The following is a 23396-nucleotide window of genomic DNA, read 5'->3' on the forward strand; positions in this document are numbered from 1 at the left end:
GGGCGCTCAGGGATGTCGCACGCCGACGCCGGACAGGACTGCCCGGTATCCCTCCCGGTAGCTCGGATACGTGAACTCGAAGCCGGTGGAGCGGAGCAGCGCGTTACTGACCCGCTTGTTTCCGCCGCGTCCCGGCCCGCCCCCGGACACCCCGGACACCGCGGACACCCCGGACTCCCCGGACTCCCCGGTCGATCCCGGCAGCTCCGGCAGTTCCAGCTCGCCGGCCAGGAATTGCAGGACCGTACCGAGTTCGGCCGGTTCGTTGTCCACTCCCAGGTACACGGGTGCAGGCTCCGGGGCCATGCTGCACAGGTGCACGATCGCGGCGGCGGCGTCGTCGCGGTGGATCCGGTTGGTGAAGTGGGATGCCGCCGGGACGGTCGCTTTCCCGTCCCGGACCTGGTCGATCAGGCGGGTGCGGCCCGGTCCGTAAATGCCGCCGAGCCGCAGCACCACGGGGGACACTGCGCTCTCCCGCAGGCGGGTGTGCAGCAGTTCCTCGGCCTCGCAAATGATCCGGCCGGAAAACCCGGCGGGGTGCGGCGCCGTCGTCTCGTCCACCCAGCCGCCGTCGGCGTCCCCGTAGACGGCGGTGGAGGACACGAAGAGTACCCGGCGGACCGGCGCGGCGGACCCTGCCACGGCGTCGAGGACGTGCCGCAGGCCGTCCACGTAGGCCGCGCGGTACGCCTCCTCGGTGGCGGAATCCGCCGCCACCGCGACGACGACGGCGGTGGTGTCCGCGGGAAGATCCGGGAGTTCGCCCCGGGCCAGGTCCGCCGTGGCACCTTCGATCGGCGCGGGCAGTTTGTCCGGCGAGCGCCGCCAGCCCACCACCCGGTGTCCGGCTGCGGCAAAACGCAACCCCGCCTCGGTACCAAGGTCGCCGCAACCGGCCAGCACAACAGTCATACCGGCCAGTCTGCCAGCAATCCCGCCCCTGCGTCCCGCCGCGGGTGGGGGACTACGAGTCGCGGCTAGCGGGCAGCGATCGGGAAGAACACCCGGGGGTCCTGCAGCAGCGCCGGGTAGTCAAAGTCCTGCCGGGCCAGGATCTCGGTGACCGCGAAGCTCCGGGCAAACCGGCCGTCCTCGGTGATCGGCCGGCCGTGCACCTGGCCGACGGCGAACGACTGGCCGCCGTCGAAGGGAATGGCCACCACGGATTTGCCGGGCAGCGTGGCGAAGGCGTCTTCCTGCGCCTGCCGTTTGCGGGTGGGCTTCTTGACCAGCGGCTTGGCCGGCCGCTTGCGGGCATTCTTCTCCGGGCGTCGGGACGTGTGGTCCGCGTACACGAACTCATAGTCGTCGTCGCCCACGGCCCGGGCAGCCCGGCTGGCCCGCACCGGCGGCAGGCTGACGGTGTCCAGTTGCCGCGGGTCCGTCTCGCCCAGCGGCAGGCGGAGGATCCACATCCGGTCCCCGGCCGGATCTTCGGGGATCAATTCGTGCTTGGGCTCGGGCCAGACGTACTCCAGGTCCGGGTCCGTGCCGGGGAAAACGGAGGCGTAGAACCGGTGGTCCTTGGCCAGCAGCCGGGACTGGTGGCTGACGTGGAAGTCAGGGTTCCCGAGCCAGTACGGCATCGGGATCTTGGCGGCGTAGTCCGGGTGCGCGGCCTGCGGCGCGAACTCCCTGATCTTGTCCCGGGTGGTGTCTTCGCCGCCGCGGGAGGTCCACTCATCCACCATGGCCAGGCCGTACATGGTCAATGCGGGAACATGGCCCATCCACATCCGGACGGCCGGGTGGGACTGCCAGCCGTACTCGGGAATCACCAGCGCGCGCAGCATTTGCAGCGCCTCGACGCGCTGCTTGCCGAGCCGGACGCGATCAAGGGCCGCGGCGCTTTGCCGGAAATCGGGGAAGGGAAGGAAAGTCTGCATCTCTCCAGTTTGGGGCCACCGGCCCGCAACGCCAATTGTGGGCCCTCCGGGGTGAGCGTCTTCACATCCCGAAACGCTACAGACAGTTCCCAGTTACGGGATCTATCATGGAGCCCACCACCCCACGCCCCACGGAAGACCCGCCATGACCCCTCTTCACGCGGCGCCGTTTGCGCCCAAGTACGGACAAATGCTCCCGCCGGAAGCCAACGGCATCCTGGTCCTCGAGGAATTCACCCTGGACCCGGCTGCGGCCCGCAAGGAACAAAGCGGCTTCCGCGCGGCCCTGGCCTCGATGGCCCTGACGGTGCGCCGCCTGATGGCCTTAAGGCTCGTCATCGCCATCGTCGCGATCGCCAACCTGCCGTTTTTCCTGCTCTCCAGCGGCTGGGAAATTTACGCCGTCTCGCTGACCCTGGTGGTGGCCGTGCATACGGCGGTGTCCTTGCTGAACCGGCATGAACCGCGGCTGCGGCAGCGGCGGATGCTCGAACTCCACCTGCACCGCGAACGCAGCGCCAACTACCGCAAGGTCCGGGACGCGGTGAAGTATGTGATCGACACGCCGGCCCGGATGAACGAACAGCTCTACCTGGAACTGCTCGCCGCCAAGCGCGTGGCGCTGCATCTCGCGCAGGGAACGGTGGCGCTGCTGGACACCAGCGACGACGCCGCCTGGAAGGTCCGCATAATCCGTGAACTTCCGCGAGCCGCCTGAAACCAATTAACCAACGACGCCGGAGCGACCCCCAAGGGCGCCCCGGCGTCGTTGGTTAATCACTGCAGTTCAATCACGGCACTGATCAGGCGGGCAGCTGCAGGACCTGGCCGGCGAGGACCAGGTTCGGGTCGCTGATGGTGTCCGCATTGGCGTCGGCCAGCTGCTGCCAACCGCCGTTGATGTTGAGTTGTTCCGCGATCTTGCTCAGGCTGTCGCCGCTCTGCACGGTGTAGGTCTCGCCGCTCAGCGCGACCGGGGCTGCGTGCCGCGGCGCTGCCTGGACGGGGGCGGCCTGCTGGACCGGCGCCTGCGCGGCCACGTACTGGACCGGTGCCTGCGCCGCCGGGACCTTTACCGGGGCGGTTGTGGCGCCGCCGCCTCCGGTGAGGCCAAGCTGGGCAGCACACGCCGGCCACGCACCCCAGCCCTGGCTGGCCTGGACATTCTGCGCCACGGCGATCTGCTGTTCACGGCTGGCGCTGGCCGCCGAACCCGTGCCGCCATGGGCTGCCCAGGTGCTCTGGCTGAACTGCAGGCCGCCGGAGTACCCGTTGCCGGTGTTGGTGCTCCAATTGCCGCCGCTCTCGCACTGGGCCAGCGAGTCCCAGGTGGACGTGCTGGCGGCGGCCGGGGTGGCCGCGCTGGCTGCGGTGGCGGACAGGGCCACGCCGGCCACCGAAATAGCGGCAAGGGTGGCTCCACGGCGCGCGGCAGTAGTGAAGGTTGATTTCTTCATGGATTCAGCTGCTCCTGAGGGCCACCGACGCTCGGTCCGTCCCCGGACGTTATCGCGCCACTGCCCGCCCCTGACAATAGAGGTCATTTTCGGTTGCTGCCGGTCGGGCAGTTCATGGTGGAGGCAGCACCGGGCATGCAAAGCGCCCACGATTGGGCGTCCGTCCACCGTAAAACAGCCGGGCGCCGAGATCAACCCCGCGCGTTGACTCACAAATAACCTCCGCGTAGCCGGATACGTTGCCTCAGGAGAAAACCTCCGGCAGGGGCGGGCTGGGGCGGAGATCCTTGAGGGATGGGATTGACGATGGGTGAGCGCAAGGCGGTGACGAAGCATTTGGCTGAGTCTTACCGGGCCGGTGACCGTGCCAGGAAGGGGCGGATCCTGGATGAACTGGTCGAGTTGACCGGCTGGCATCGGGACCATGCGCGGGCGGTCTTGCGGCACGCGCTCGATCCGCCGCGGCCACGGCCGGTCAGGCCCGGGCGCGCCCCGGTGTACGGGGCGGACCTGCAGGCCGGGCTCGTGGTGTGCTGGGCGGTGTTGCGGGGGCCGGCGGGCAAGCTGCTGGCACCGATGCTGCCCGATCTCGTCCCGATGCTGCGGGCTGAGAAGGCCCTGGACATCACCGACGCGCAGGCGGCGCTGCTGTCCCGGATGAGCGCGGCGACCATCGACCGGCGGCTGGCGGGCCAGCGGGCGAAACTGCTGCCGCACGGCCGGTCCCATACCAAGCCCGGATCGCTGCTGAAGTCCCAGATCCCGGTCCGGACCTGGGCCCAGTGGGACGGCGCGGTGCCGGGTTTCGTCGAAATCGATCTGGTCGGCCACGACGGAGCGAACAGTTCCGGCCAGTTCTGCTTCACCCTCACGGTCACGGATATCGCGACCGGCTGGACCGTGAACCGGTCCGTGCCGAACAAGGCGCAGAAGCACGTCTTCGCAGCCCTGCAGCATGTCCTGGCGGTCTTCCCGTTTCCCGTGGCCGGGATCGATTCGGACAACGGCAGCGAGTTCATCAACAACGAGCTCTTCGAGTTCTGCCTGCAGCAGCGCATCACCTTCACCCGGTCCCGTCCGGGCAACAAGAACGACGGCGCGCACGTGGAGCAGAAGAACTGGTCCCGGGTCCGTGAGCTGGTCGGCTACCTCCGCTATGACACCGCCGCGGAACTGGATCTGCTCAACGAGATCTGGGAGCTGGACCGGATCTTCACCAACTACCTGCTGCCCCAGCAAAAACTCATCGCCAAGGTCCGCCACGGAGCCAAAGTCAGCAAAACCCATGACCGGGCAGCCACCCCGCACCGGCGCGCAGCCGCCCACCCGGCCCTGTCACGGATGCCCGTGATCCGGATGAACGCCCAGTACAAGAAGATCCGCCCCGCCGCCCTCTCCCGGCAGATCCTGGCCCTGACCGGCCGGCTCGAAACCCTCGCTACCGCCAAACAACCGGCCCCGATCAGACCCGTCGTGAACGAACGATGGAACCACCGCGACAACCGGAGGTTTTCATCTGAGGCAACGACTGCACCTTCCCGGAGGTATTGACATGAGGCAACAGGCCCCGGTCGGCGCCTTTAATTGCCGCCGCTTAGCCCACGGCCTCAAAAGGACAATCACCTAGCGTTACGGATCCAGCGCCGGTGGCCGACGCAGAGCAGTCGATGTACCGGTGATGCGCGGGGTGGCTTTGAACGGATCGCTCCAACGGCCGGCTCGAGTAGCCTAGGAATCAATGAACCCTTTTGGACTGCCGGACCACCAGCTCGCCGCATTCGCCCGCCCGATACTCGAATACCTGCCCGCCGGGTACGATGCTGAGGACGCAGCGCAAGCCGAGATCGACGACGTCAAATCCCTCGCCACACTTGCGTCACCGGACGTTGTGGCGGCCAGGATCGACCGGCTGGGAGTCGAGGTCAGCACCGGTAACATGACCGAGCGGCTACTTGTAGCCAGCGATGAGCGCACCGTCGTTTCGGGGCTCAGATACCGCAACCTCGATCCGGCTTTCCCGTTCGTGGCGGTCAAAACTACTGCCCGGGTGAACGACGCTGAGGCTGTGGATGCACTGGCCGCTCAAGTGGCAGCGTGTTACTGCGGCGCCGGAGTGCGTGGCTTCACATTCTGGGAACAGCCAGGCCTTGCTCTATCCACCGCAGAGAACTGGGCAACCGTTATGTCCGGGTCCGTGGACGTGGCGGCCAGAGCTGACGAGCGGGACCTGACCGGGGCTCTGACGATCTCTTGGCCGGAAGCGGCGGCTGAAGTGTTCTCCGATCACCAGAAAGAACATCAAGCGTGGAGGTCCGAGGCCCCGGAACTTGCCTCGTTTGTCTCGGAGTCCGGCCAGGAGGGGCTCCAAGAAGCGGCTGACCAGGGCCTGTTGATGTCGCTCCGCGACGACCACGGCTTTGCGGGATTGGCGGCTGCCACAATTTCGCCCCTCTTTGGCCGACGCGCGCTCTGCATGCTGGACGTTTTCCTGACGGAACGTCTGCGTGGCAAGGGCCTGGCTCTGGCGGTGCAATCCTCGTTCCTGACCGGCCAAGGCTCCGGCGCAGACACCGTCTGGGGCCAAATCCACGCGGGGAACCTGCCTTCGCTGCGCACGGCCCAGAAGCTGGGCCGTCGACCGGTCCAGCAGGAGTACTTCGTCAGCCTGTCGGCACGCTGAAATTCCCGACCATCAGGACCCCCCACACCGGACACGACGCCTCATCAGGCGATCCCTTGAAAAGATCCTTTTTTCTGGGAACCTTCAGCGCATAGACCTAAGTTGCCAGGGCCGCGGCCAGGTACTGCGCGGTCCGGCTGGTTTTGGACCGGGCGACGACGGCTGGTTCCCCGGCCGCGACGATCCTGCCGCCGGCGTCGCCGCCCGCGGGGCCCAGATCGAGCACCCAGTCCGCGGCGGCCACCACGTCCATTTCGTGTTCCACCACCACCACCGTGTTGCCGGCGTCCACCAGGCGCTGCAGCTGCCCCATCAGGAGTTCGACGTCGGCCGGGTGCAGGCCGGTGGTCGGTTCGTCCAGCAGGTAGAGCGAGTGGCCGCGCTGGGCCCGCTGCAGTTCGGTGGCGAGCTTGATGCGCTGCGCTTCGCCGCCGGAGAGCTCGGTGGCGGGCTGGCCCAGCCGGAGGTAGCCCAGGCCCACCTCCCGCAGCGTCTGCAGGGCACGCGCGGCGGCGGGGACACCGGCCAGGAACTCGGCGGCCGCGTTGACCGTCATGCCGAGCACTTCCGCCACGTTTTTGCCGTGGTAGGTGACCGCCAGGGTCTCGGGGTTGTAGCGGGAGCCGTGGCAGACCGGGCAGGGGCCGTAGCTGCCGGGCAGGAAGAGCAGCTCGACGGCCACGAAGCCTTCGCCCAGGCAGGTCTCGCAGCGTCCGCCGGGCACATTGAAGGAGAACCGTCCGGCGCCGTAGCCGCGGGCCTTGGCCTCGTCCGTGGCGGCGAAAACCTTGCGGACGGCGTCGAACAAGCCGGTGTAGGTGGCCAGATTGGAGCGAGGGGTCCTGCCGATCGGTTTCTGGTCCACCTTCACCAGCCGGTCGATCTGCTCCAACCCGGACACCTGGCCCACGCGCAGCGGCGTGTCGAGTTCGGCCGGCTCTTCGGCCGCCTCCTGGGCTGCTTCGTCTGCGGAGCTGTCCGTTCCGGGGTGCAGCCAGGCGTTGGCGACGTCGGCGAGGACCTGGCTGACCAGGGTCGACTTGCCGGAGCCGGAGACGCCGGTGACGGCGGTCAGCACGCCCAGCGGAAAACGGGCGTCCAGTTGCTGCAGGTTGTGCCGGCTGATGTCGCGCAGTTCGAGCCAGCCGGCAGGCTCGCGGCGGCCGTCGCCGTCGCTGTCGGGGCCGCCGGCCGACGGGGAACGGCGCGCCCCGCCGTGCACCCCGCCGTCGTGCACCCCGCCGTCGTCCGCCTTGCCGGCGGTTTCGGGGAACAGGTAGGGCCGGGTCACGGACGCCTCCACGTCGGCGAGGCCGGCCACCGGGCCGCTGTAGAGCACTTCGCCGCCGCCTTCGCCGGCGCGCGGTCCCACGTCCACCAGCCAGTCGGCGCGGCGGACCACGTCCATGTTGTGCTCCACCACGAACACGGAGTTGCCGGAGGATTTCAGCTGGTCCAGCACGGCCAGGAGAGGCTCGGCGTCGGCCGGGTGCAGGCCGGCGGAGGGTTCGTCGAGGACGTAGATCACCCCGAACAGCCCGGAGCGCAGCTGGGTGGCGATCCGGAGCCGCTGCATCTCGCCGGGGGAGAGGGTGGGGGTGGACCGGCCCAGCGCCAGGTAGCCCAGGCCCAGGTCCACCAGCACGGTGACGCGCTGCAGCAGGTCGCGGGTGATGGCGACCGCCACCTCGGTGGATTCGGCGCCGGACTGGCCGGCCGGCAGCCGGCGGGAGGCCGTCCCGGCGTCGGTGAGTTCGGTGGTGGGCTTGATGATCTGCGCCAGCTCGGTCATCGGGACGGCGTTGAGGTCGGCGATGGTCCGGCCGGCGAAGGTGACGGCCAGGGCCTCGGGGCGTAGGCGGCTGCCGCCGCAGCGCGGGCACGGTCCGGTCTCCATGAAGCGGAGCACCTTCTCGCGCATCATGGCGGACTTGGAGTCGGCGAGGGTGTGCAGCACGTAGCTGCGCGCGCTCCAGAACCGGCCCTTGTACGGTTTGGCCACCCGGTCCCGCTGCGGCGTCACTTCGACTACCGGCTGCTCTTCGGTGAAGAGGATCCAGTCTCGGTCTTTTTTGGGCAGCTTCCGCCAGGGGATGTCGACGTCGTAGCCGAGGTGGCTGAGCACGTCGCGCAGGTTCTTGCCCTGCCAGGCGCCCGGCCAGGCGGCGATGGCACCGTCCCGGATGCTCAGCGACGGGTCGGGGACCAGCGACGCTTCGGTGACCGTGTGCGCGATGCCCAGGCCGTGGCATTCGGGGCAGGCGCCGGCTGCGGTGTTGGGTGAGAATGCGTCCGAGTCCAGGGGCTCCGCACCCTCCGGATAGCTGCCGGCGCGGGAGAACAGCATCCGCAGCGAGTTGGACAGGGTGGTGAGCGTGCCGACTGTGGACCGGGAACTGGGGGTGCCGCGGCGCTGCTGGAGCGCGACGGCGGGCGGCAGGCCGGTGATCAGCTCCACCTTGGGATTATGGCCCTGCTGGATCAGCCGCCGGGCGTACGGCGCCACCGATTCGAAGTAGCGCCGCTGGGCCTCCGCGTAGATGGTGCCGAAGGCCAGCGAGGACTTCCCGGAGCCGGAAACCCCGGTGAAAGCCACGATCGCGTCCCGAGGAACGTCCACGTTGACATTGCGGAGGTTGTTTTCGCGGGCGCCGCGGACCCGGACAAAGCCGTCCACGGGCTGGACCGGCGCCAGGCCGGCAAGATCGGAAGCCTGCTGATTGTTCTGCATCTGTTCGACTCTATCCGGCCCGCATCCGGCCCGCATCCCGCGGGCATCCGGCGGGCATCCGCAGGGCATCCCCGGACCGCGCGGGCTTATCCTTACCGAATGGAAACTTACGACGGCGGCGCTGTACCGCCGCTCACTGAGCCGCATGCCGACGGGTCGCATGCCGACGATGTCCCCGAGTTCGCCGAGATCCCCGAAGAGGTCCATTCTCCGCTGCCGGTCGCGGAACTGCACCTGCATATCGAGGGCACGCTGGAGCCGGAACTGATCTTTGCGCTCGCGGACCGTAACGGGATCACCCTGCCGTACGCGGATCTGGACGAGCTGCGCGCCCGGTACGAGTTCAGTGACCTGCAGTCATTCCTGGACCTGTACTACGCGAATATGGACGTGCTGCGGACCGAGCAGGACTTCGCGGACATGACCCGCGCCTACCTGACCCGGGCCGCGGGGGCCGGGGTGCGGCACGCCGAGATCATGCTGGATCCGCAGGCGCACCTGGCCCGCGGGGTATCGCTGGAGACCTGTGTCAACGGGGTGGCTGCGGTGCTGGCGGACTCGGAGCAGGAGTTCGGCATCTCGACGCTGCTGATCGCCGCGTTCCTGCGCGACCTGTCCGAGGAATCGGCCCTGGACGTGCTCGAACAGCTGCTGGCCATGGACGCCCCGATCGTCGGGATCGGGCTCGACTCGGCGGAGCTGGGCAACCCGCCGTCGAAGTTTCAACGGCTCTTCGCCCGGGCCAAGGAGGCAGGGCTGCGGCGGACCGCCCACGCCGGCGAGGAGGGCCCGGCGTCGTACCTGATGGAGGCGTTGGAGCTGCTGGACGTGGAACGGATTGACCACGGGATCCGCTGTATGGAGGACACCGACCTGGTGGAACGCCTGGTCCAGGACCTCACCCCGCTGACCGTCTGCCCGCTCTCGAACGTCCGGCTCCGCACCGTGGCTACGCTCGCCGAGCACCCGCTGCCGGGCATGCTCGCCGCCGGACTCAATGTCAGTGTGAACTCGGACGACCCGGCTTACTTCGGTGGCTACGTCGATGACAACTTCGCGCAGCTGAGGTCGGTGATCGGGCTGTCCGAGTTCGACTGCGTGCGGCTCGCCGCCAACTCCATCCGTTCCTCGTTCGCGAGCGAAGAGCGCAAGACCGAACTGCTGGCCGAGCTGGCAGCTTCCGGCCGCTAACCTCTGCGCGCATTGCCCGCCCCGCGCGTTGCCCGCCCCTGCGTTGCCCGCCCCTGCGTTGCTCTATCAGTTGTGGTCGCTAAAACAGTCGGTTAGGGACCATAGCTGATAGGGCAACGGGGCTAAGCGTCGATGCTGCCCATATCCGGGTAGCGGGCCCCCGCGTCGTAGCCGGCCGGGGCCAGCTCATCGAGCCGGTTGAGGTCCTCGGCGGTCAGTTCGACGTCGACCGCACCCAGGTTCTCGGCCAGCCGTTCGCGCTTCTTGGTCCCCGGGATCGGCACGATGTGGCTGCCCTGGGCCAGCAGCCAAGCCAGGGCCAGCTGCGCGGGGGTGCAGCCCTTCTCGGCGGCGACCTCCGTCACCCGGTCCACGAGCTGGACGTTGCGGGTGAAGTTCTCGCCCTGGAAGCGCGGCGAGTGCCGGCGGAAGTCGTGCTCCGCGAAATCGTCCTCGCTGCGCAGCTTGCCGGTGAGGAAGCCGCGGCCCAGCGGGCTGTACGGGACAAAGCCGATGCCGAGCTCGGCGAGAACCGGGAAAACCTTGGTCTCGGGTTCGCGTTCCCACAGCGAGTACTCGGTCTGCAGGGCGGTGATCGGGTGCACGGCGTGGGCGCGGCGGATCGTCTCGGCGCCCGCCTCCGAGAGTCCCAGGTGCCGCACCTTGCCGGCCTGGACCAGCTCGGCCATGGCGCCCACGGTGTCCTCGATCGGGACCGTCTTGTCCACCCGGTGCTGGTAATACAGATCGATGTGGTCCACCCCGAGGCGCTGCAGGCTCGCGTCGCAGGCGGACCGGACGTACTCCGGTTTGCCGTTGATGCCCACCCAGGAGCCGTCCTCGCGGCGTTCATTGCCGAACTTCGTGGCCAGCACGACGTCGTCACGCCGGCCGGCGATGGCGCCGCCCACCAGTTTTTCGTTGGTGAACGGGCCGTACATGTCGGCGGTGTCCAGCAGGGTCCCGCCGGCGTCGAGGAAGGCCTGGATGGTGGCGACGGACTCGCGCTCGTCACCCCGGCCGTAAAACTCGCTCATGCCCATACAGCCCAGCCCGAGGGCCGAGACGGTGAGCGAACCGAGGGTGCGTGTTTGCATGGGGAGCTCCTGAACCAGAGGGAATGGAGTGCCGCCGATCAGCCGCGTTCAGCAATGCAGTGCAGCAGCCCGGAGCTGCGGCGGTCAGGCCACTGTAACCAGCCATGCTTGCCGCGGGCAACGGTTTGTTCCGGCGTCACATCGGGCCGCAAAGCAAAGAGTTCACCTGATGCAGTCGCGGAACCAGCGGAACCTTGGCAAAATGCAGGTGGACCAACAGCTTCTAAAGGAGACCCATGGGCGCGAACTCGGCGGAAAACACGAACCTTCGGCTTAAGGCCGTTTTGGATGTGCTGGCAGAAGGGATCTGGTCGGGCGAGAAGCTCAACGCCGGCGTGGTGCTCGGCGAGGCGATCGCCCGCGTGCCGCTGAACGACCACGAACGCGAACTGCTCAGCGGCGGCATTCCGCGCGGGCACAAGGCGCTCACCACCGCCACGGCCCGGCTGGTCAAGGCCGGCTGGCTGGTCAAGGGCCGCTCCGGCTGGACCATCACCGAGGACGGCCAGCGGGCCACGGTCGCGTTCCCCGACCCGGCCGCGTTCATCGCAGCGCTCGACGCCGGCACCCCGGTCCCGGCGGACACGCCGCTGCCCGCCGCCCCGGCCGGGCACCACGCGCCCAAGGCGCCGGCCGCCGCGACGGTCGCCGGAAGGGTAGCGGACAAGGCCGCCAAGCTGGTCGAAGAAGCGGTCGCACCGGTCGCCAAGGCCGTCCGGCGCAAGGTGGCGGACCGGGACGACGCCAAGGAAAACGCCGACGCCGGGACGGGCGGGACGGGCGGGACCGACGCCGGCGTGCCGCCGGTCGATCAGCCCGACGAGGTGGCCGTCGCCGGCGACTTCAACGTGCTGCTGGGCGCCCCGGCGAACTGGGCACCGCAGTATGACGAGGCCCAGATGCAGCTCGACGCAGCGGACCAGCTGTGGAAGCTGGCGGCAGAACTTCCCGCCGGGTCCTACAGCTTCAAAATCGCGCTGAACCGGTCCTGGGACGAAAACTACGGCGCGTTCGGCGTGTTCGACGGTGCCAACCACGAGGTGCACCACCGCGGCGGTCTCCTCGTGATCCGCTACGACCACCGGACCCGCGACATCGTGCTGGAATAGGACCCCTGGGTGATCCGGCCGCGCCCTGATACCGCCGGCCGCGCCCTGATACCGCCGGCGGCTAGAACCAGGTTGCGCTAGAACTAAGCCGCGCTAGAACCGGGTCGGATCGGGCCGCGGCGGTACCGGGCCAGGATCGGGGATCGGCAGCGGGCCCGGCGCGGGCGCAGGGCTGGGGGACGGTCCCGGCGTCGGGCTTGGCGTGGGGCCGGGCTCCGGCACGGGAATCGGCGCCGGCGGCGGGGGTCCCGGATCCGGGAACGGCTCGCCCGGGTACGGTTCCGGCGTCGTCGGGCCGGGTTCTGGCGGAAACGGGTCGGGCCCCGGGGGCGGTGGGATCGTCATGGCTCCGATTATCGGCCCTTGCGGGGGCCCAGGGAAGAGAGCAGCCGGGAAGAGGACAGCCGGGAAGAGCGCGGCCCGGAAGAGTGCGGCCGCCGCGGCCTGCTAGTCCTGCGAGTTGGCGGACTTCTCCCGATCCTCGAACACGTCCTCGCCAGGGCCGGTAAACGCGCGCGAGCGCTGCACGGCCGCGATCGAGCCGGTAAAGAGCTGCGAGTCCTGCGGATCCGCGGGCATGCGGGCGGCCGTTTCGTCGGCTGCCGAGATTTTGCCCCGACGCGCCGGCGGTGTTTGGGCTGCCGTCGCCGCGGAGGGGATGGTCTCCAGCCGGAGGTGGGGCAGCGACGTCGGGTATTTCTCCTGCAGGAACAGGACGAGTTCCTCGCGGACCAGGCAGCGGAGGTCAAAGAGCGCCGCGCTGTCCGCGGCACTGATCAGGATGCGGACCCGGACAAAGCCCGAGGTCGCATCGGTGATCTGCAGGATCCCCACCCGGTGGTCCCAAAGTTCGGTGCTGGCCAGCACGGCCTTGAGTTCGGCGCGCATGGCCTGCACGGGAGCACGCCAGTCCAGGTCGAACTCCACGGTCCCCATCACTTCGGACTGGCGCCGGGTCCAGTTCTCGAACGGGGTGGTGGTGAAGTAGGTGGAGGGCAGGATCAGGCGGCGGTCGTCCCAGAGGTGGACCACCACGTAGGTCAGCGTAATTTCCTCGATCCGGCCCCATTCCTTTTGGACAACGACGACGTCGTCCACCCGGATGGCGTCGGTGAAGGCCAGTTGCGTGCCGGCGAAGACGTTCACCAGCGATGTTTGGGCGGCGAGGCCGGCCACGATGGAGATCACGCCGGCGGACGCGAGCAGCCCGGCTCCGATGGCCTGGATTGCCGGGAAGGTCAGCATGATGCAGCCCAGCGCCACGACCGCGACCAGGGCGACGCCGATCCGCCGGGCAAGGATCACCTGGGTGCGCAGCCTCCGGGCACGCCTGTTGTCCGCAACGTCCACGCGGAAGCGGGTGGTGATCAAGGCTTCGATAATCAGCAGGACAGCGATCAGCAGCCAGGCCACGGAGCCGATCAGGGCGATCAGCAGTGCGTGGTCCACCTTGTCGCGCCACGGCGCGTCGTCGGTCGTCAGGTCCAGGGCTATCCGGATGCCGGTCAGGCAAAGCACGAAGCGCAGCGGCAGGCGCGCCACCCGCGAAGTTTCCCGCAGCGCCGGTTGATTGCGGTTCAAGCGCAGGACAATCCGGCGCACCAGCCAGGAGGCAGTCAGCCCGGCGACCACCGCGATGGCGACAGCGAAGTAAGGAATGGCGGAGTTGAGGAAACCTTGCATCTTTTCAGGTGTAGCAAGCCGGCGCAAGCAATTGCAATTGCAGGGATGCCGGTGTGGTGCTGTTCACTCCCGGGGGGCTCATGAGGGCTCCCGGGGGCTCACGAGGGCCCGAGGGCCCCGTGCGGAGGGCCGCCCGGCCGCACGCCGTCCCATTACGGGACCTAATGCCCTAGGCTTCGCGGCTGGAAAGCTGACAATTAGGCGACCACTTGTTCTCCAGGGGGAGGGTGACATGCGACGCGGCGCTTCGCTCGGACTGGTCCTCATCGTGGTGCTGTGCGCCTCCTGCAGCACACCGGGTCCCCCGCCGGGTGCCGCGCCGGGGATTTCCTCATCCCACAGTGTTCCTCCCGACAGTGTTCCACCCAGCAGTGTTCCTCCTGCCGAGGGCCCCTCGACGCCGACCGTTGGCCCCGGTGCCCCGGCCCGCAGCGGCATACCGGCCGGCCCGGACTGGAAGACCTTTGCGACGTCGGACGGGCTGGCGTTCGATTATCCGCCGGACTGGACCGCGAGGGACCCCGGCGGGGCCCTGGCCGGCGCGTTCGTGGACATCACCAACGCGGCCGGGAAGCCGATGGCCCAGCTGCGGACCAACATCGTCACCGGAGCGGAATGCAGCACGCAGGTGCCGTACCAGGTCTACGACTCACAACCAATCCAGGCGTTGAGCGAACCCGGCGCCGCGGACCGGCCCCCACCCCGCTACGTCTTCGAGTCGCGCGGCGACGGCATGGAGCCTGGCCCGACGCCCACCATCTCTGCCGCCTACGGCATCACCATGATGCCGGAGGAGAGCGGGCCGCTCGCCTGCCCGATGTTCCACCTGTTCCTTTGGCCGCCGAGCGGTGCCTTGTTCGGCGGCGTCTACGACCCCGGGAACAACACGACCCCTGGGGACCCAACGCTGCCGTACTTGGAGAAGGCCAGACGCTATGCCGACACAACGGAATATCAGGAAATTCGAACGATGATCACTTCGCTCCGGCCCGCCAAGGCTGTCCGCTAGCGCGCCGCGCGCCCGGCCGCCACGACGCGGGCAGATCGCATCCTCACGCCGCGGCCCCACACCACGTCCGCACCGCGTCACACGGCGGGCAAGCGCCGCTGTCGGCGGGTGCGTGGCTGCACAGCCTTGCTGCTCCGGGTCCAGGTGGTGCCGCCCCACGGGGTGGCGTGCGACTCCCGGATCAAGCCGGTCCCGGCGCACTCGCGCACCGCCATGATGCCGTCAGCCGCGGCGCGCTTGTCGGTAAAAGCCTTGGACACTGCAAGCACTGTGCCATCCGCGCCCAGCAGGCGGAACCTGACGTTCGATTCCGCGTCGGTGAAGATTTCAAACTGCCCTGCCATGTGTCTCTTCCTTTCAGCATTCCGGCGGCCCGTGCGGGGTGTCCGCGGTATGACCGGTGCCGGAGGTCTCCCTCCACCCTGCCGAGGCGCCCAAGGGGCTGAAAGGGGCAAAGGTCCCTGATGTTTCCCGCCGGGGACCGGTATTAAATTGGAGCCATGGCTGAATTTGGTGAGGGACGCCCGGCGGCGGAGCCCGGAACCGCGGTGCGGCTGACGGCCCGGGTCCACGGCATGGTGCAGGCTGTCGGGTTCCGTTACTGGACAGTCCGCAAGGCCGAGGACCTTGGGCTGAGCGGCACCGTGAAGAACAACGACGACGGCACCGTCGCCGTCGTCGTCGAGGGACCGCAGGCGGTGGTGCTTCAGTTCCGGGCATGGTTGAACTCGGCGGAGGCGCCGGGGCGGGTCGACCACGTGGACGAGCGGATCACTGCCGCCACCGGCGACTTTGACGGCTTCCAGGTCGAGTACTGATCCAAGGTCGAGTACTGAGCGGCCCGGCGTGTTGGCCGGCCACTACTCGTCGGGGGTGTCCGTAACCTCGTCCGGCGCCGCATCAGCCGCGTCGGCTGGGGCCCGGGCGGTCGTCTTGCCGGACGCCTTCTCCGCTGCCGGCGCACGAAGTGGCGCCACCCGGCCGTCCGCCCCGTAATCGCCTTCTGCGTACCGGCCGATTTCGGACTCGGCGGTCCGTCCCGGCAGGGAGCCGACGTCGCCGTAGTTGGCCTTCACGTAGCGCCCGAGCTCACGGGCCTTGTCTCCCAGCGGTTCCGGGAGCCCGCCCTCGCGGCCGGCCTCGCCGTAGTCCCCTTCGATGTACTGGCCCTCTTCGTCGTCCGCATGCCGGCCCCTTTGTTCGCCGGCCTTGCCGAAGTTCCCTTCGACGTACCGGCCGCGCAGATCTTCCTCCGGCTTCGCTTCCGGGGCCGTTGCCGGCGGGGTGTCTTCGAAGCCGCTCTTGTCGGTCATGACCATGCCTTTCCCGAGACGAACTCTGCGTCTTCTGCGGCGCACTTTAATTTTAGCGAGCACGCCGGTGCCGGAACAGGGAAGAGGGCCCTAGGTCCTTAGCCATGCGCATGTCTGGTGGTTACCATAAAACTACTGGGGTTGTCAAATATTGAAAGTGAAACAGATGACTCGAGGAGGCAATCGCAATGAGCGACATCAGTCCGCTGAGAAACGCCGTCCGCAACGGCAGCGGCCTCAAAAAATTGGGAGGGACTTGGGGGGAACTGCTGGCAGAATTCCTCGGCACCTTTGTGCTGATTTCCTTTGGCGACGGCGTGGTTGCCATGGCGGTCGCGGCCTTGCCGGGGTCGGGCCGGGCTGCCACCCCGACCACCATCTTTATGGCTGCCGGGGACTGGCTGCTGATTACCTGGGGATGGGCGCTCGCCGTCACGCTGGCCGTCTACGTTGCCGGCGGCGTCAGCGGCGCGCACATCAACCCGGCGGTGACCCTTGCTTTCGCGATCCGGCGCAAATTCCCGTGGAACAAGGTCGGACCGTACATTGTCGCCCAGGTCGTGGGGGCCTTTGCCGGCGCAGCGATGGTCTATCTGCTGTACCACGACGCGATTGACGCGTATAACAAGGCGGCAGGCACCGGGCGGGGGGACCCGAAAGGGTTGGCGACGTATTCCATCTTCGCCACCTTCCCCGCACCCTATTTCGACGGAAACGCCGCCGGGCCGCTAATCGACCAAATTGTGGGAACGGCCTTCCTCCTGATGTTCGTGGCGGCCATCGTCGACATGCGCAACACGGCGGTGCAGGCAAACCTGGGCCCGTTCATGATCGGGCTGGCGGTCGCGGCGATCGGCATGTCCCTGGGTGCGAACGCCGGCTACGCCATCAACCCTGCCCGTGACTTCGGGCCCCGGCTCTTTGCCTGGATGGCCGGGTGGGGGCAGACGGCGCTACCGGGCACCGTGGAAGGCTCCTTCAGTTGGTACTTCTGGGTGCCGATCGTGGGCCGCTGGTCGGCGGCGCCATCGGGGTGCTGGTTTACGACTGGTTCATCGGGGACGTCCTGGATGCGCGGACCATGCTTCAGGAGCCCACGCCTCCGGGCCGCGCCGGCGGCGAAACTCCCCCGGCGACCGGGACCGAGACGGGGACCGGGACCGAGGCGGGGACCGGGACCGGGAGGGCGGCCGAAGCGGCGGGTGAACCGAGGCGGACGGTTGAACCCAGGCGGACCGTCGAACCGTAGAAACACCCTCGGCACGGCGGCCGGTGCTGGCTAAGGTGGACCGCATGCAGAAGATATCGATCGACGCCCTGGCCCGGCAGCAGCTGACCGCCGCGCTCGCGGCCGGCAGCGGCCGGGCCGCGGACACCGTCTTCGGCGGTCACGAAAAGGTGCTCCGCCAGACCGTGATGGCCTTCAAGGCAGGTACCCAGCTCAGCGAACACCGCAACCCGGGGGAGGCCACCGTACTGGTCCTGACCGGCTGCGTGCGGCTTCGCTCAGGCAGCGAATCGTGGCAGGGGAAGCCCGGCGACCTGCTGATCGTGCCGGACGGACTACACAGCCTGGAGGCCGAAGAAGACTCGGCCATCATGATGACGGTGGCCAAAGTCCCGGGCTGACGGCGGGGCCGTGCCGGAGACTTTCCGAGACCCGTTGTCAGCAGGAGTTCCCGGGCCTACGCTGTGCCCGACGGCCCCACTCGGGGACCGGCTCCAGGACCTCCGCAGGCGGCAGCGCGCCGGACGGCCGATGCCCGCGTCCTGGAAAATTCGGGACAGGACAAGACCATGAGCAAGTATTTGTTTGAAGCGAATTACGTGGGCGAGGGCATCAAGGGACTCATGCGCGAGGGCGGCAGCAAGCGCCGCGACGCCGTGGTGGACGCCCTCAAATCGGTCGGCGGAACGCTCGATTGCATGTATTACGCCTTCGGGCACACCGACGTGCTGGGCGTCTTTGATGTCCCCAGCGACGCCGACGCCGCCGCCCTCTCGCTGATGATCAACTCCACCGGCAACGTGAACATCCGGCTGAAGCCGCTCATGTCGCCCGAAGACCTGGACGAGGCGGCCAAGAAGACGCCGACGTACCGCGCCCCCGGACAGTAACCCCGGGCATCCGCCCTAGGGATTGGCGCGGCTACCCGGCGCCCTTGATCTTGCGCCAGCCGCCGGCCCGGTTGTTGGCGATGATCGCCCGGAACATCGCGCCGAGCGCTTCTTCATTCAGGGCCTCACCCTCGTAAAAGGCGACGGTACGGGCGGTCTTGTTGCCGTGCCCGGCGGTGATGATGTGCTGCGGGTCCGGGACGATGCCGCCGTCGTACAGGAACACGTTGGCATGGTCCTTCGCCGCGAGGAGGGCGCAGATGTTGCCGTCCAGGACGAAGTACGGCTGGACGGAGCGTTTGATGGTCTCCTCGACGGCGGGATCGGCGGCGTGCGCCAGAGCGCGGACCTGCCGGCAGATGGCCTGCTGCCAGGCCGGGAGGGCTTCGATGTAGTGGTCCACCCGCGGATCGTCCATGCAGGGATTATGCCTGATCCTTGCCGCCCGGCGCGCCGCTTCCCCGGGCACCGGGCGCCCCGGTTCGGCGCGCGCGGGTGCGATAAGACAGACTGTTGCCGTGAGCAACTCTTCCCGGACCGGCCTGGCCGTGGCAGGGCTCAGCCTCGGCACTGCCCTGAACCCGCTGAACTCCTCGATGATCGCCGTCGCGCTGGTGGTGCTGCGCGCGGATTTCGGGCTCGACGTCGCCACGGTCACCTGGGTGGTCACCGCCTTCTACCTCACCTCCGCGGCCGGGCAGCCGCTGATGGGACGGCTCGCGGACCGGTTCGGACCCAGCCGGTTGTTCCTCTGGGGCATGATGCTGGTCGCCGTGACCTGCGCCGTCGCGCCGATCGCGCCGAATTTTGCGCTGCTGTGCGTGGCCCGGGCCTTCATGGCGCTGGGCACCGCGACGGCGTACCCGAGCGCCGTCGTCATGGTCGCCGCCCTGGCGCGGCAGGCGAACGTGCCCTCCACGCGGCCGCTGGGCCGGATCCAGATGGCCAACACCTCGGCCGCGGCGGTCGGGCCGGTGGTGGGCGGCCTGCTGGTGAGCCTGGTGGGCTGGCAGGCGCTGTTCCTGGTCAACGTGCCGCTCGCGCTGGCGGCGATCCTCGTGGTCCGGCGCTTCGCCCCGGCGGACGGGCAACGCGAGCGCGGGCGGGTTTCGGCGCTGCTGCGGGACTCCGATCTGCCCGGCATCGGCGCGTTCATCGCTGCCCTGGTGCTGGTGATGATGGCGCTGCTGAACGTGCTGCCGGGCTACCGTTGGTGGCTGCTGGCGGGCGGGCTGCTGCTCGCGGCGCTGTTCGCCTGGCGGGAACTGCACTTCAGCCCGCCCTTCCTGGACCTGCGGCTGCTGGGCCGGAACCGCCCGCTGCTGCTGGTCTATCTGGGCTTCGCCCTGTTCAACGGCGTCTACTACTTCGCGTTCTTCGGCCTCCCGCAGCTGCTGCAGACCGCCGGCGGCTACGACCCGGGAATCGTAGGCCTGCTGATGCTCCCGCTGGCCGCCATCTCGGTGGTGCTGACGCCGTTCGCCGTCCGCGCCATCGACCGGTTCGGGGTGCGCCGGGTGCTGATTGTCGGCGTCGTCCTGCTGATCGTGGCGTCCGGGACCATGTGGCTGCTGACCGCGTCGCTGGCGGTTCCGTTGGTGTTGGCGATGACGGCGCTGCTGGGCGTGCCGTACTGCGTGGTCAGCATCGCGTCCAGCCAGGGCATGTACCTCTCCACCCGGCTGGCGGAGCGCGGGGTGGCCGCCGGGATCTTCCAGACCTGCCGGTACCTCGGCGCGATCACCGCCACGGTGCTGATCGGCATCTTCTACGGCAGCGGCGTCAGCCAGGCCAACTGGGGGCTGATGGTCTTTGTCATGCTGGGGCTGGGCGCGGTGGTGTTCCTGGTGTCGCTGGCGTGGCGGGAACGGCGCCCGGCGTAGGAGCACGACGGCGGCTGCACCTGACGGTAGGCGCTCGCCCAGGGATGCGACCGGCCGCGACCGCCAGCGCCGTCGTGGGCGGCCCCCGGGTGCTCCCTAGACTTGTCATTCGCGGATCTTCCGGCTCGGCGCACTCCTAGGCCTATGCGTGTATCCGGGCCAACGTTTCAGTCAGCTTCTTGAGTATCTGTCCGCGCCAGCCGCCGCCCATGATGCGGTGGGCAATGACGTGGCTGGGCTCGTCCGGGTCGAAGCCTTCGTGGGTGAGGAACAGGCGCGTGCCGGTGCCCTCCGGGACCAGAGTCCAGGTGACCGTGCTGCTCAGGCTGTTGCCGGCGTTGCCATCGCGCCAGGAGATCCGCAGAAGCCGTTCAGGATCGATGTCAAGCACTTCACTGGCGACAAGTCCGCTGAAGCCCACCGCCGGAACCGGAGTCCCGCGCATAGTGTAGTTGTGCCCGACGACGGGCTGAAAGTCGTTTTCCATCAGCCAAGGCGCGATCAGGTCCGGCTCCGTGAGCGCCCGCCACACCTTTGCTGGCGGGTGGGGAAGAAATTCGTCGAGCTCTATGGCGGTCAACGTTGCTGACATCAGGTGTCCTTCAGGTTCTCGAGTGTACGGTTCAGGTCTTTCAGGCGGCTGCGCCAGAACAGCTCGAATGGAGACAGCCACGAGGCGACGTCGGCAAGAGGAGCGGGCGTGAGCTGGTATCGAATGGTGCGTCCGCGCCGTTCCTCGGAAACGAGGTTCCGATCGAGCAGCACCTTCAGATGCTCGGAGACGCTGGGCCGGGCCATGTCATATCGTTCGGCAATCTCTCCGGCGGTCCGTGGACCTTCCAGGAGAAGCGTCAGAATGTCGCGCCTGGTGGGGTTAGCCAACGCTCCGAAGAGCAGGTCCGCGGGGGAATCCTTCGTTCTCACTGGCACCCGCCCATAATATGTAGGACATTTCCTACAAGTCAAAGTGCGAGCGGCGCATTCCTGCGTTTAGCCGCTGCGCCCGGGAGGCCGTTCCTGTGCGAGGTCCCGGACCCATCCCGGCGTCGACCTGCCCAGCCTCCGGTCTGTGACTTCCCGCAACCGGGCGGCTGCCACGTGGACGGCGAGCTCATCTTCGTCCGGCGGTGCGGCCGGCGCGCGAGCCTCCGCCCGGGGCGGCGCCTGATCGGTTGAGGGTTCGGCCCGGGACGGCGCCGCCCTGGCGAGCGGCTTTTCCGAAACCGCATCGAGGACGGCGAGCTCGCCGTTGCCGGCCAGCGGGCTTTCGCCCAGCACCTTGAGCACCCTCAGCCCGATCACGGCGCGCTCTTTCTGCCCGGAGTAGACGGCATCCAGGGCCCACTCGGTCCGGCGCCACCACTCGGCCCGGTTGTCCGCTTCACTCTTTTGTTTCAGCGTCCGCCAGCCGACGAAGCCGGCCACGAGGGCGCCCAGCAGCACGGCCAGCGGCCCGAGGGCGGCCACGATCTGCCACCACTCGGCCGGGCCGCTGTGCACGAAGACATCGACCGGAGCCGGTGCGGGGGAGGGAATCGGCGGCATGCGACCAGACTAGTCCCGGGCCCGGACAGTTAGCCGTCGGGCTTAGACCGTGGCGGCCAGGGGTTCGCCGTTGAGGTACTCGAGTTGCCAACCGTCCTCGGGGTGGTGATGGACCAGGTTCAGTACAGCGTTGTCGATGCTCGGCATGGATTCGCCGAGCGCCAGGCTGAGGCTGAGCCGGATCAGCGTGCCGTGCGCGACCACCAGGACGCGGCGGCCCTGGAATTCCTCGGCGAGGGCGTCCAGGGCGGCCAGCCCGCGCTCAGCTGCTTCGTCGTCGCTCTCGGCGCCGCGGAACCCGCCGGGGATCCGGAGGGCCTCCAGTTCGGGGCCGGCCTGCATTCCTTCAGCCGGGCCGAAGGAGCGTTCGGTGAGCGCCGGGACGCGGCGCGCCACACTGAGGCCCAGCCCGGCGGCGATCAGTTCCGCGGTTTCGGAGGCCCGGCTCAGCGGTGAGGAGACCACGGTGTCCCAGTCGTACCCGGACAGGGCGGCGACGGCGTCGCGCGCCTGGCCGCGACCGACGTCGTTCAGCGGAATATCGCTCGATCCCTGCAGCCGGCGCTGCGCGTTCCAGTCGGTCTGGCCATGGCGGATGAGCGCGAAGGTTGTCAGGGTCATGGGTCTATTCTGCCGGGTGTTGCGTTAGAAGCCATTAACCGGGAGGCAGCAGCGGAACCCGGAGGAAAGGGCTGTCCACGTTTCCCCCAACGTGGACAGCCCTTTGGCCGTGCCGATGGCCGTGCAGCTGGCCGTGCGGATGGCCGTACGGATTGTCCGCGGTTTCCGCGGACCGAGCTGCTACCTCTTGGCGTCGTAGGCCTTCGGGAGCTTCAGTCCGCGCTCGTCCATCACGGCGCGCAGGCGGGTGGGGTAGTCGGTGATGATGCCGTCCACGCCAAGGTCCATCAGGCGCTCCATGTCCGCGGTGGTGTTCACCGTCCAGGGGATGACCGGCAGGCCGAGCTGGTGGGCTTCGGCGACCATCTGCGGGGTGACGGAGCGGAATGCGGGGGAAATGGCGTCGTAGCCCTGGGCGGCGGCCGCCTTGGCCAGGGAGCCGCCGTAGCTGTCGATGTCGATGCCGCCCAGGTTGGGGCTGGCGCCGGGCTTGCCGACCTCGAGCCAGGCATCGCCGCTGGAGAGGGCGACCAGCGGCAGCTCCGGGGCGAGCTGCTTGGTGAGGTTCAGCGAGGACCAGTCGAACGACTGCACGGTGCTCCGTTCCGCCATGCCGGAGGCTTGGATTTCCGCGACCACGGCCTTGGTCAAGGCCACCATGCCCGCGCCGCCGGATTTGCCGTCCTCCACCTTGGTCTCGATGTTGAAGCGGACCTTTTTGGCGTCGGCGTCGCGCACCAGCTGGAAGACGTCCTTGAGTTCGGCGATCCGGTTGCCCTCGATCACGTCCTGCTCCGGGTACTCCTTGAGCTGCGTGAAGCCGCAGTCCAGCGTCTTGACCTGGGCGAGCGACAGTTCGGCAACCCGGTCGCCGACGTACGGGTAGGCGGGGTCGCCCGGCGTGGCCGGCGCCGTGTCCCGGCACTTGTCCGCCTGAATGGTGTCGTCGTGCCAGACGATGACCTTGCCGTCGGAGGTCAGGTGGGTGTCCAGTTCCAGCGTGGTCACGCCGAGCCTCAGTGAGTTGGCGAACGCGGCCAGGGATTCCTCGGTCCACTCGGGGCGGCCAC

The 23396-nt window shown here is 68.5% G+C and carries 25 protein-coding genes; 11 read left to right on the forward strand and 14 right to left on the reverse strand.

Features of this window, described 5'->3' with window-relative positions; all coding sequences use genetic code 11:
- Nucleotides 1–6 precede the first annotated feature (6 nt).
- A complete protein-coding gene (locus tag AC3ANP_RS09485) occupies nt 7–915 on the reverse strand; it encodes an NAD-dependent epimerase/dehydratase family protein (RefSeq protein WP_488329942.1) in 909 nt (302 codons plus the stop codon).
- A 65-nt stretch (nt 916–980) separates the two neighbouring features.
- On the reverse strand, nt 981–1889 hold the full coding sequence (locus AC3ANP_RS09490) for an MSMEG_6728 family protein (protein ID WP_488329943.1): 909 nt from the start codon (nt 1887–1889) through the stop codon (nt 981–983).
- A 145-nt stretch (nt 1890–2034) separates the two neighbouring features.
- On the opposite strand from AC3ANP_RS09490, the gene AC3ANP_RS09495 reads away from it, so the two are divergent.
- A complete protein-coding gene (locus AC3ANP_RS09495) occupies nt 2035–2607 on the forward strand; it encodes a hypothetical protein (RefSeq protein ID WP_488329944.1) in 573 nt (190 codons plus the stop codon).
- Between the two features lie 85 nt (nt 2608–2692).
- On the opposite strand, the gene AC3ANP_RS09500 is transcribed toward AC3ANP_RS09495, so the two are convergent.
- Nucleotides 2693–3346, reverse strand: coding sequence for a transglycosylase family protein (locus AC3ANP_RS09500; protein ID WP_488329945.1), 654 nt, complete (start codon nt 3344–3346; stop codon nt 2693–2695).
- Between the two features lie 294 nt (nt 3347–3640).
- Between AC3ANP_RS09500 and AC3ANP_RS09505 the strand changes: the two genes are divergently transcribed.
- On the forward strand, nt 3641–4897 hold the full coding sequence (locus AC3ANP_RS09505; RefSeq protein ID WP_488329946.1) for an integrase catalytic domain-containing protein: 1257 nt from the start codon (nt 3641–3643) through the stop codon (nt 4895–4897).
- A 187-nt stretch (nt 4898–5084) separates the two neighbouring features.
- On the forward strand, nt 5085–6026 hold the full coding sequence (locus AC3ANP_RS09510; RefSeq protein ID WP_488329947.1) for a hypothetical protein: 942 nt from the start codon (nt 5085–5087) through the stop codon (nt 6024–6026).
- A 97-nt stretch (nt 6027–6123) separates the two neighbouring features.
- On the opposite strand, the gene AC3ANP_RS09515 is transcribed toward AC3ANP_RS09510, so the two are convergent.
- Complete coding sequence (locus AC3ANP_RS09515; RefSeq protein WP_488329948.1) at nt 6124–8757, reverse strand: excinuclease ABC subunit UvrA; 2634 nt, start codon at nt 8755–8757, stop codon at nt 6124–6126.
- A gap of 99 nt (nt 8758–8856) precedes the next feature.
- Here AC3ANP_RS09515 and AC3ANP_RS09520 point away from each other — a divergent pair, with 99 nt between their 5' ends.
- A complete protein-coding gene (locus tag AC3ANP_RS09520; protein ID WP_488329949.1) occupies nt 8857–9948 on the forward strand; it encodes an adenosine deaminase in 1092 nt (363 codons plus the stop codon).
- Between the two features lie 122 nt (nt 9949–10070).
- Here the strand turns inward: AC3ANP_RS09520 and AC3ANP_RS09525 are convergent, their stop codons facing one another.
- Nucleotides 10071–11045: an aldo/keto reductase gene (locus AC3ANP_RS09525; protein WP_488329950.1), complete on the reverse strand. Its 975-nt coding sequence runs from the start codon at nt 11043–11045 to the stop codon at nt 10071–10073.
- 236 nt (nt 11046–11281) lie between these two features.
- Here AC3ANP_RS09525 and AC3ANP_RS09530 point away from each other — a divergent pair, with 236 nt between their 5' ends.
- Nucleotides 11282–12154, forward strand: a complete 873-nt coding sequence (locus AC3ANP_RS09530) for a pullulanase X25 domain-containing protein (protein WP_488329951.1) — start codon at nt 11282–11284, stop codon at nt 12152–12154.
- Nucleotides 12155–12601: 447 nt separating this feature from the next.
- Here AC3ANP_RS09530 and AC3ANP_RS09535 read toward each other — a convergent pair whose 3' ends face one another.
- Nucleotides 12602–13837, reverse strand: a complete 1236-nt coding sequence (locus tag AC3ANP_RS09535; protein ID WP_488329952.1) for a mechanosensitive ion channel family protein — start codon at nt 13835–13837, stop codon at nt 12602–12604.
- Nucleotides 13838–14069: 232 nt separating this feature from the next.
- Here AC3ANP_RS09535 and AC3ANP_RS09540 point away from each other — a divergent pair, with 232 nt between their 5' ends.
- Nucleotides 14070–14846 carry a hypothetical protein gene (locus tag AC3ANP_RS09540; protein ID WP_488329953.1) on the forward strand — a complete coding sequence of 259 codons (777 nt, stop codon included), beginning with the start codon at nt 14070–14072 and terminating at the stop codon, nt 14844–14846.
- Nucleotides 14847–14923: 77 nt separating this feature from the next.
- Here the strand turns inward: AC3ANP_RS09540 and AC3ANP_RS09545 are convergent, their stop codons facing one another.
- The gene (locus tag AC3ANP_RS09545) at nt 14924–15190 is read right to left on the reverse strand and encodes a YegP family protein (protein ID WP_488329954.1); all 267 of its coding nucleotides are present in this window, start codon (nt 15188–15190) and stop codon (nt 14924–14926) included.
- A 156-nt stretch (nt 15191–15346) separates the two neighbouring features.
- Between AC3ANP_RS09545 and AC3ANP_RS09550 the strand changes: the two genes are divergently transcribed.
- Nucleotides 15347–15664, forward strand: a complete 318-nt coding sequence (locus AC3ANP_RS09550) for an acylphosphatase (RefSeq protein ID WP_488329955.1) — start codon at nt 15347–15349, stop codon at nt 15662–15664.
- A 42-nt stretch (nt 15665–15706) separates the two neighbouring features.
- Here AC3ANP_RS09550 and AC3ANP_RS09555 read toward each other — a convergent pair whose 3' ends face one another.
- Nucleotides 15707–16159 (reverse strand): hypothetical protein, encoded by a 453-nt coding sequence (locus AC3ANP_RS09555; RefSeq protein ID WP_488329956.1) that lies wholly within the window; start codon nt 16157–16159, stop codon nt 15707–15709.
- Nucleotides 16160–16347: 188 nt separating this feature from the next.
- On the opposite strand from AC3ANP_RS09555, the gene AC3ANP_RS09560 reads away from it, so the two are divergent.
- The 3 genes from AC3ANP_RS09560 (at nt 16348) to AC3ANP_RS09570 (ending at nt 18277) form a co-directional block, all read left to right on the forward strand.
- Nucleotides 16348–17442: an MIP/aquaporin family protein gene (locus AC3ANP_RS09560; RefSeq protein ID WP_488329957.1), complete on the forward strand. Its 1095-nt coding sequence runs from the start codon at nt 16348–16350 to the stop codon at nt 17440–17442.
- Nucleotides 17443–17452: 10 nt separating this feature from the next.
- A complete protein-coding gene (locus AC3ANP_RS09565; protein WP_488329958.1) occupies nt 17453–17788 on the forward strand; it encodes a cupin domain-containing protein in 336 nt (111 codons plus the stop codon).
- A 168-nt stretch (nt 17789–17956) separates the two neighbouring features.
- On the forward strand, nt 17957–18277 hold the full coding sequence (locus tag AC3ANP_RS09570) for a GYD domain-containing protein (RefSeq protein ID WP_488329959.1): 321 nt from the start codon (nt 17957–17959) through the stop codon (nt 18275–18277).
- Between the two features lie 31 nt (nt 18278–18308).
- Here AC3ANP_RS09570 and AC3ANP_RS09575 read toward each other — a convergent pair whose 3' ends face one another.
- Nucleotides 18309–18695, reverse strand: a complete 387-nt coding sequence (locus tag AC3ANP_RS09575; protein WP_488329960.1) for a DUF1801 domain-containing protein — start codon at nt 18693–18695, stop codon at nt 18309–18311.
- A gap of 100 nt (nt 18696–18795) precedes the next feature.
- Between AC3ANP_RS09575 and AC3ANP_RS09580 the strand changes: the two genes are divergently transcribed.
- On the forward strand, nt 18796–20160 hold the full coding sequence (locus tag AC3ANP_RS09580) for an MFS transporter (RefSeq protein WP_488329961.1): 1365 nt from the start codon (nt 18796–18798) through the stop codon (nt 20158–20160).
- Between the two features lie 142 nt (nt 20161–20302).
- Here the strand turns inward: AC3ANP_RS09580 and AC3ANP_RS09585 are convergent, their stop codons facing one another.
- The 5 genes from AC3ANP_RS09585 to AC3ANP_RS09605 form a co-directional block, all read right to left on the reverse strand.
- Nucleotides 20303–20752, reverse strand: coding sequence for an SRPBCC family protein (locus AC3ANP_RS09585; RefSeq protein ID WP_488329962.1), 450 nt, complete (start codon nt 20750–20752; stop codon nt 20303–20305).
- Nucleotides 20752–21084 carry a metalloregulator ArsR/SmtB family transcription factor gene (locus AC3ANP_RS09590; RefSeq protein ID WP_488329963.1) on the reverse strand — a complete coding sequence of 111 codons (333 nt, stop codon included), beginning with the start codon at nt 21082–21084 and terminating at the stop codon, nt 20752–20754. Before AC3ANP_RS09590 ends, AC3ANP_RS09585 begins: the two co-directional genes overlap by 1 nt.
- A 66-nt stretch (nt 21085–21150) precedes the next feature.
- Nucleotides 21151–21705, reverse strand: coding sequence for a hypothetical protein (locus AC3ANP_RS09595; protein ID WP_488329964.1), 555 nt, complete (start codon nt 21703–21705; stop codon nt 21151–21153).
- Nucleotides 21706–21747: 42 nt separating this feature from the next.
- A complete protein-coding gene (locus AC3ANP_RS09600) occupies nt 21748–22326 on the reverse strand; it encodes a histidine phosphatase family protein (RefSeq protein WP_488329965.1) in 579 nt (192 codons plus the stop codon).
- A gap of 180 nt (nt 22327–22506) precedes the next feature.
- Nucleotides 22507–23334, reverse strand: a complete 828-nt coding sequence (locus tag AC3ANP_RS09605; RefSeq protein ID WP_488329966.1) for a glycerophosphodiester phosphodiesterase family protein — start codon at nt 23332–23334, stop codon at nt 22507–22509.
- Nucleotides 23335–23396 lie beyond the last annotated feature (62 nt).

The organism is Arthrobacter sp. JB02-1C (assembly GCF_057748045.1).

What these genes read in the sequence shown, in the direction of transcription:
- AC3ANP_RS09485 (WP_488329942.1), bottom strand. Translation starts at nt 915, where the DNA reads ATGACTGTTGTGCTGGCCGGTTGCGGCGACCTTGGTACCGAGGCGGGG.
- AC3ANP_RS09490 (WP_488329943.1), bottom strand. Translation starts at nt 1,889, where the DNA reads ATGCAGACTTTCCTTCCCTTCCCCGATTTCCGGCAAAGCGCCGCGGCC.
- AC3ANP_RS09495 (WP_488329944.1), top strand. Translation starts at nt 2,035, where the DNA reads ATGACCCCTCTTCACGCGGCGCCGTTTGCGCCCAAGTACGGACAAATG.
- AC3ANP_RS09500 (WP_488329945.1), bottom strand. Translation starts at nt 3,346, where the DNA reads ATGAAGAAATCAACCTTCACTACTGCCGCGCGCCGTGGAGCCACCCTT.
- AC3ANP_RS09505 (WP_488329946.1), top strand. Translation starts at nt 3,641, where the DNA reads ATGGGATTGACGATGGGTGAGCGCAAGGCGGTGACGAAGCATTTGGCT.
- AC3ANP_RS09510 (WP_488329947.1), top strand. Translation starts at nt 5,085, where the DNA reads ATGAACCCTTTTGGACTGCCGGACCACCAGCTCGCCGCATTCGCCCGC.
- AC3ANP_RS09515 (WP_488329948.1), bottom strand. Translation starts at nt 8,757, where the DNA reads ATGCAGAACAATCAGCAGGCTTCCGATCTTGCCGGCCTGGCGCCGGTC.
- AC3ANP_RS09520 (WP_488329949.1), top strand. Translation starts at nt 8,857, where the DNA reads ATGGAAACTTACGACGGCGGCGCTGTACCGCCGCTCACTGAGCCGCAT.
- AC3ANP_RS09525 (WP_488329950.1), bottom strand. Translation starts at nt 11,045, where the DNA reads ATGCAAACACGCACCCTCGGTTCGCTCACCGTCTCGGCCCTCGGGCTG.
- AC3ANP_RS09530 (WP_488329951.1), top strand. Translation starts at nt 11,282, where the DNA reads ATGGGCGCGAACTCGGCGGAAAACACGAACCTTCGGCTTAAGGCCGTT.
- AC3ANP_RS09535 (WP_488329952.1), bottom strand. Translation starts at nt 13,837, where the DNA reads ATGCAAGGTTTCCTCAACTCCGCCATTCCTTACTTCGCTGTCGCCATC.
- AC3ANP_RS09540 (WP_488329953.1), top strand. Translation starts at nt 14,070, where the DNA reads ATGCGACGCGGCGCTTCGCTCGGACTGGTCCTCATCGTGGTGCTGTGC.
- AC3ANP_RS09545 (WP_488329954.1), bottom strand. Translation starts at nt 15,190, where the DNA reads ATGGCAGGGCAGTTTGAAATCTTCACCGACGCGGAATCGAACGTCAGG.
- AC3ANP_RS09550 (WP_488329955.1), top strand. Translation starts at nt 15,347, where the DNA reads ATGGCTGAATTTGGTGAGGGACGCCCGGCGGCGGAGCCCGGAACCGCG.
- AC3ANP_RS09555 (WP_488329956.1), bottom strand. Translation starts at nt 16,159, where the DNA reads ATGACCGACAAGAGCGGCTTCGAAGACACCCCGCCGGCAACGGCCCCG.
- AC3ANP_RS09560 (WP_488329957.1), top strand. Translation starts at nt 16,348, where the DNA reads ATGAGCGACATCAGTCCGCTGAGAAACGCCGTCCGCAACGGCAGCGGC.
- AC3ANP_RS09565 (WP_488329958.1), top strand. Translation starts at nt 17,453, where the DNA reads ATGCAGAAGATATCGATCGACGCCCTGGCCCGGCAGCAGCTGACCGCC.
- AC3ANP_RS09570 (WP_488329959.1), top strand. Translation starts at nt 17,957, where the DNA reads ATGAGCAAGTATTTGTTTGAAGCGAATTACGTGGGCGAGGGCATCAAG.
- AC3ANP_RS09575 (WP_488329960.1), bottom strand. Translation starts at nt 18,695, where the DNA reads ATGGACGATCCGCGGGTGGACCACTACATCGAAGCCCTCCCGGCCTGG.
- AC3ANP_RS09585 (WP_488329962.1), bottom strand. Translation starts at nt 20,752, where the DNA reads ATGTCAGCAACGTTGACCGCCATAGAGCTCGACGAATTTCTTCCCCAC.
- AC3ANP_RS09595 (WP_488329964.1), bottom strand. Translation starts at nt 21,705, where the DNA reads ATGCCGCCGATTCCCTCCCCCGCACCGGCTCCGGTCGATGTCTTCGTG.
- AC3ANP_RS09600 (WP_488329965.1), bottom strand. Translation starts at nt 22,326, where the DNA reads ATGACCCTGACAACCTTCGCGCTCATCCGCCATGGCCAGACCGACTGG.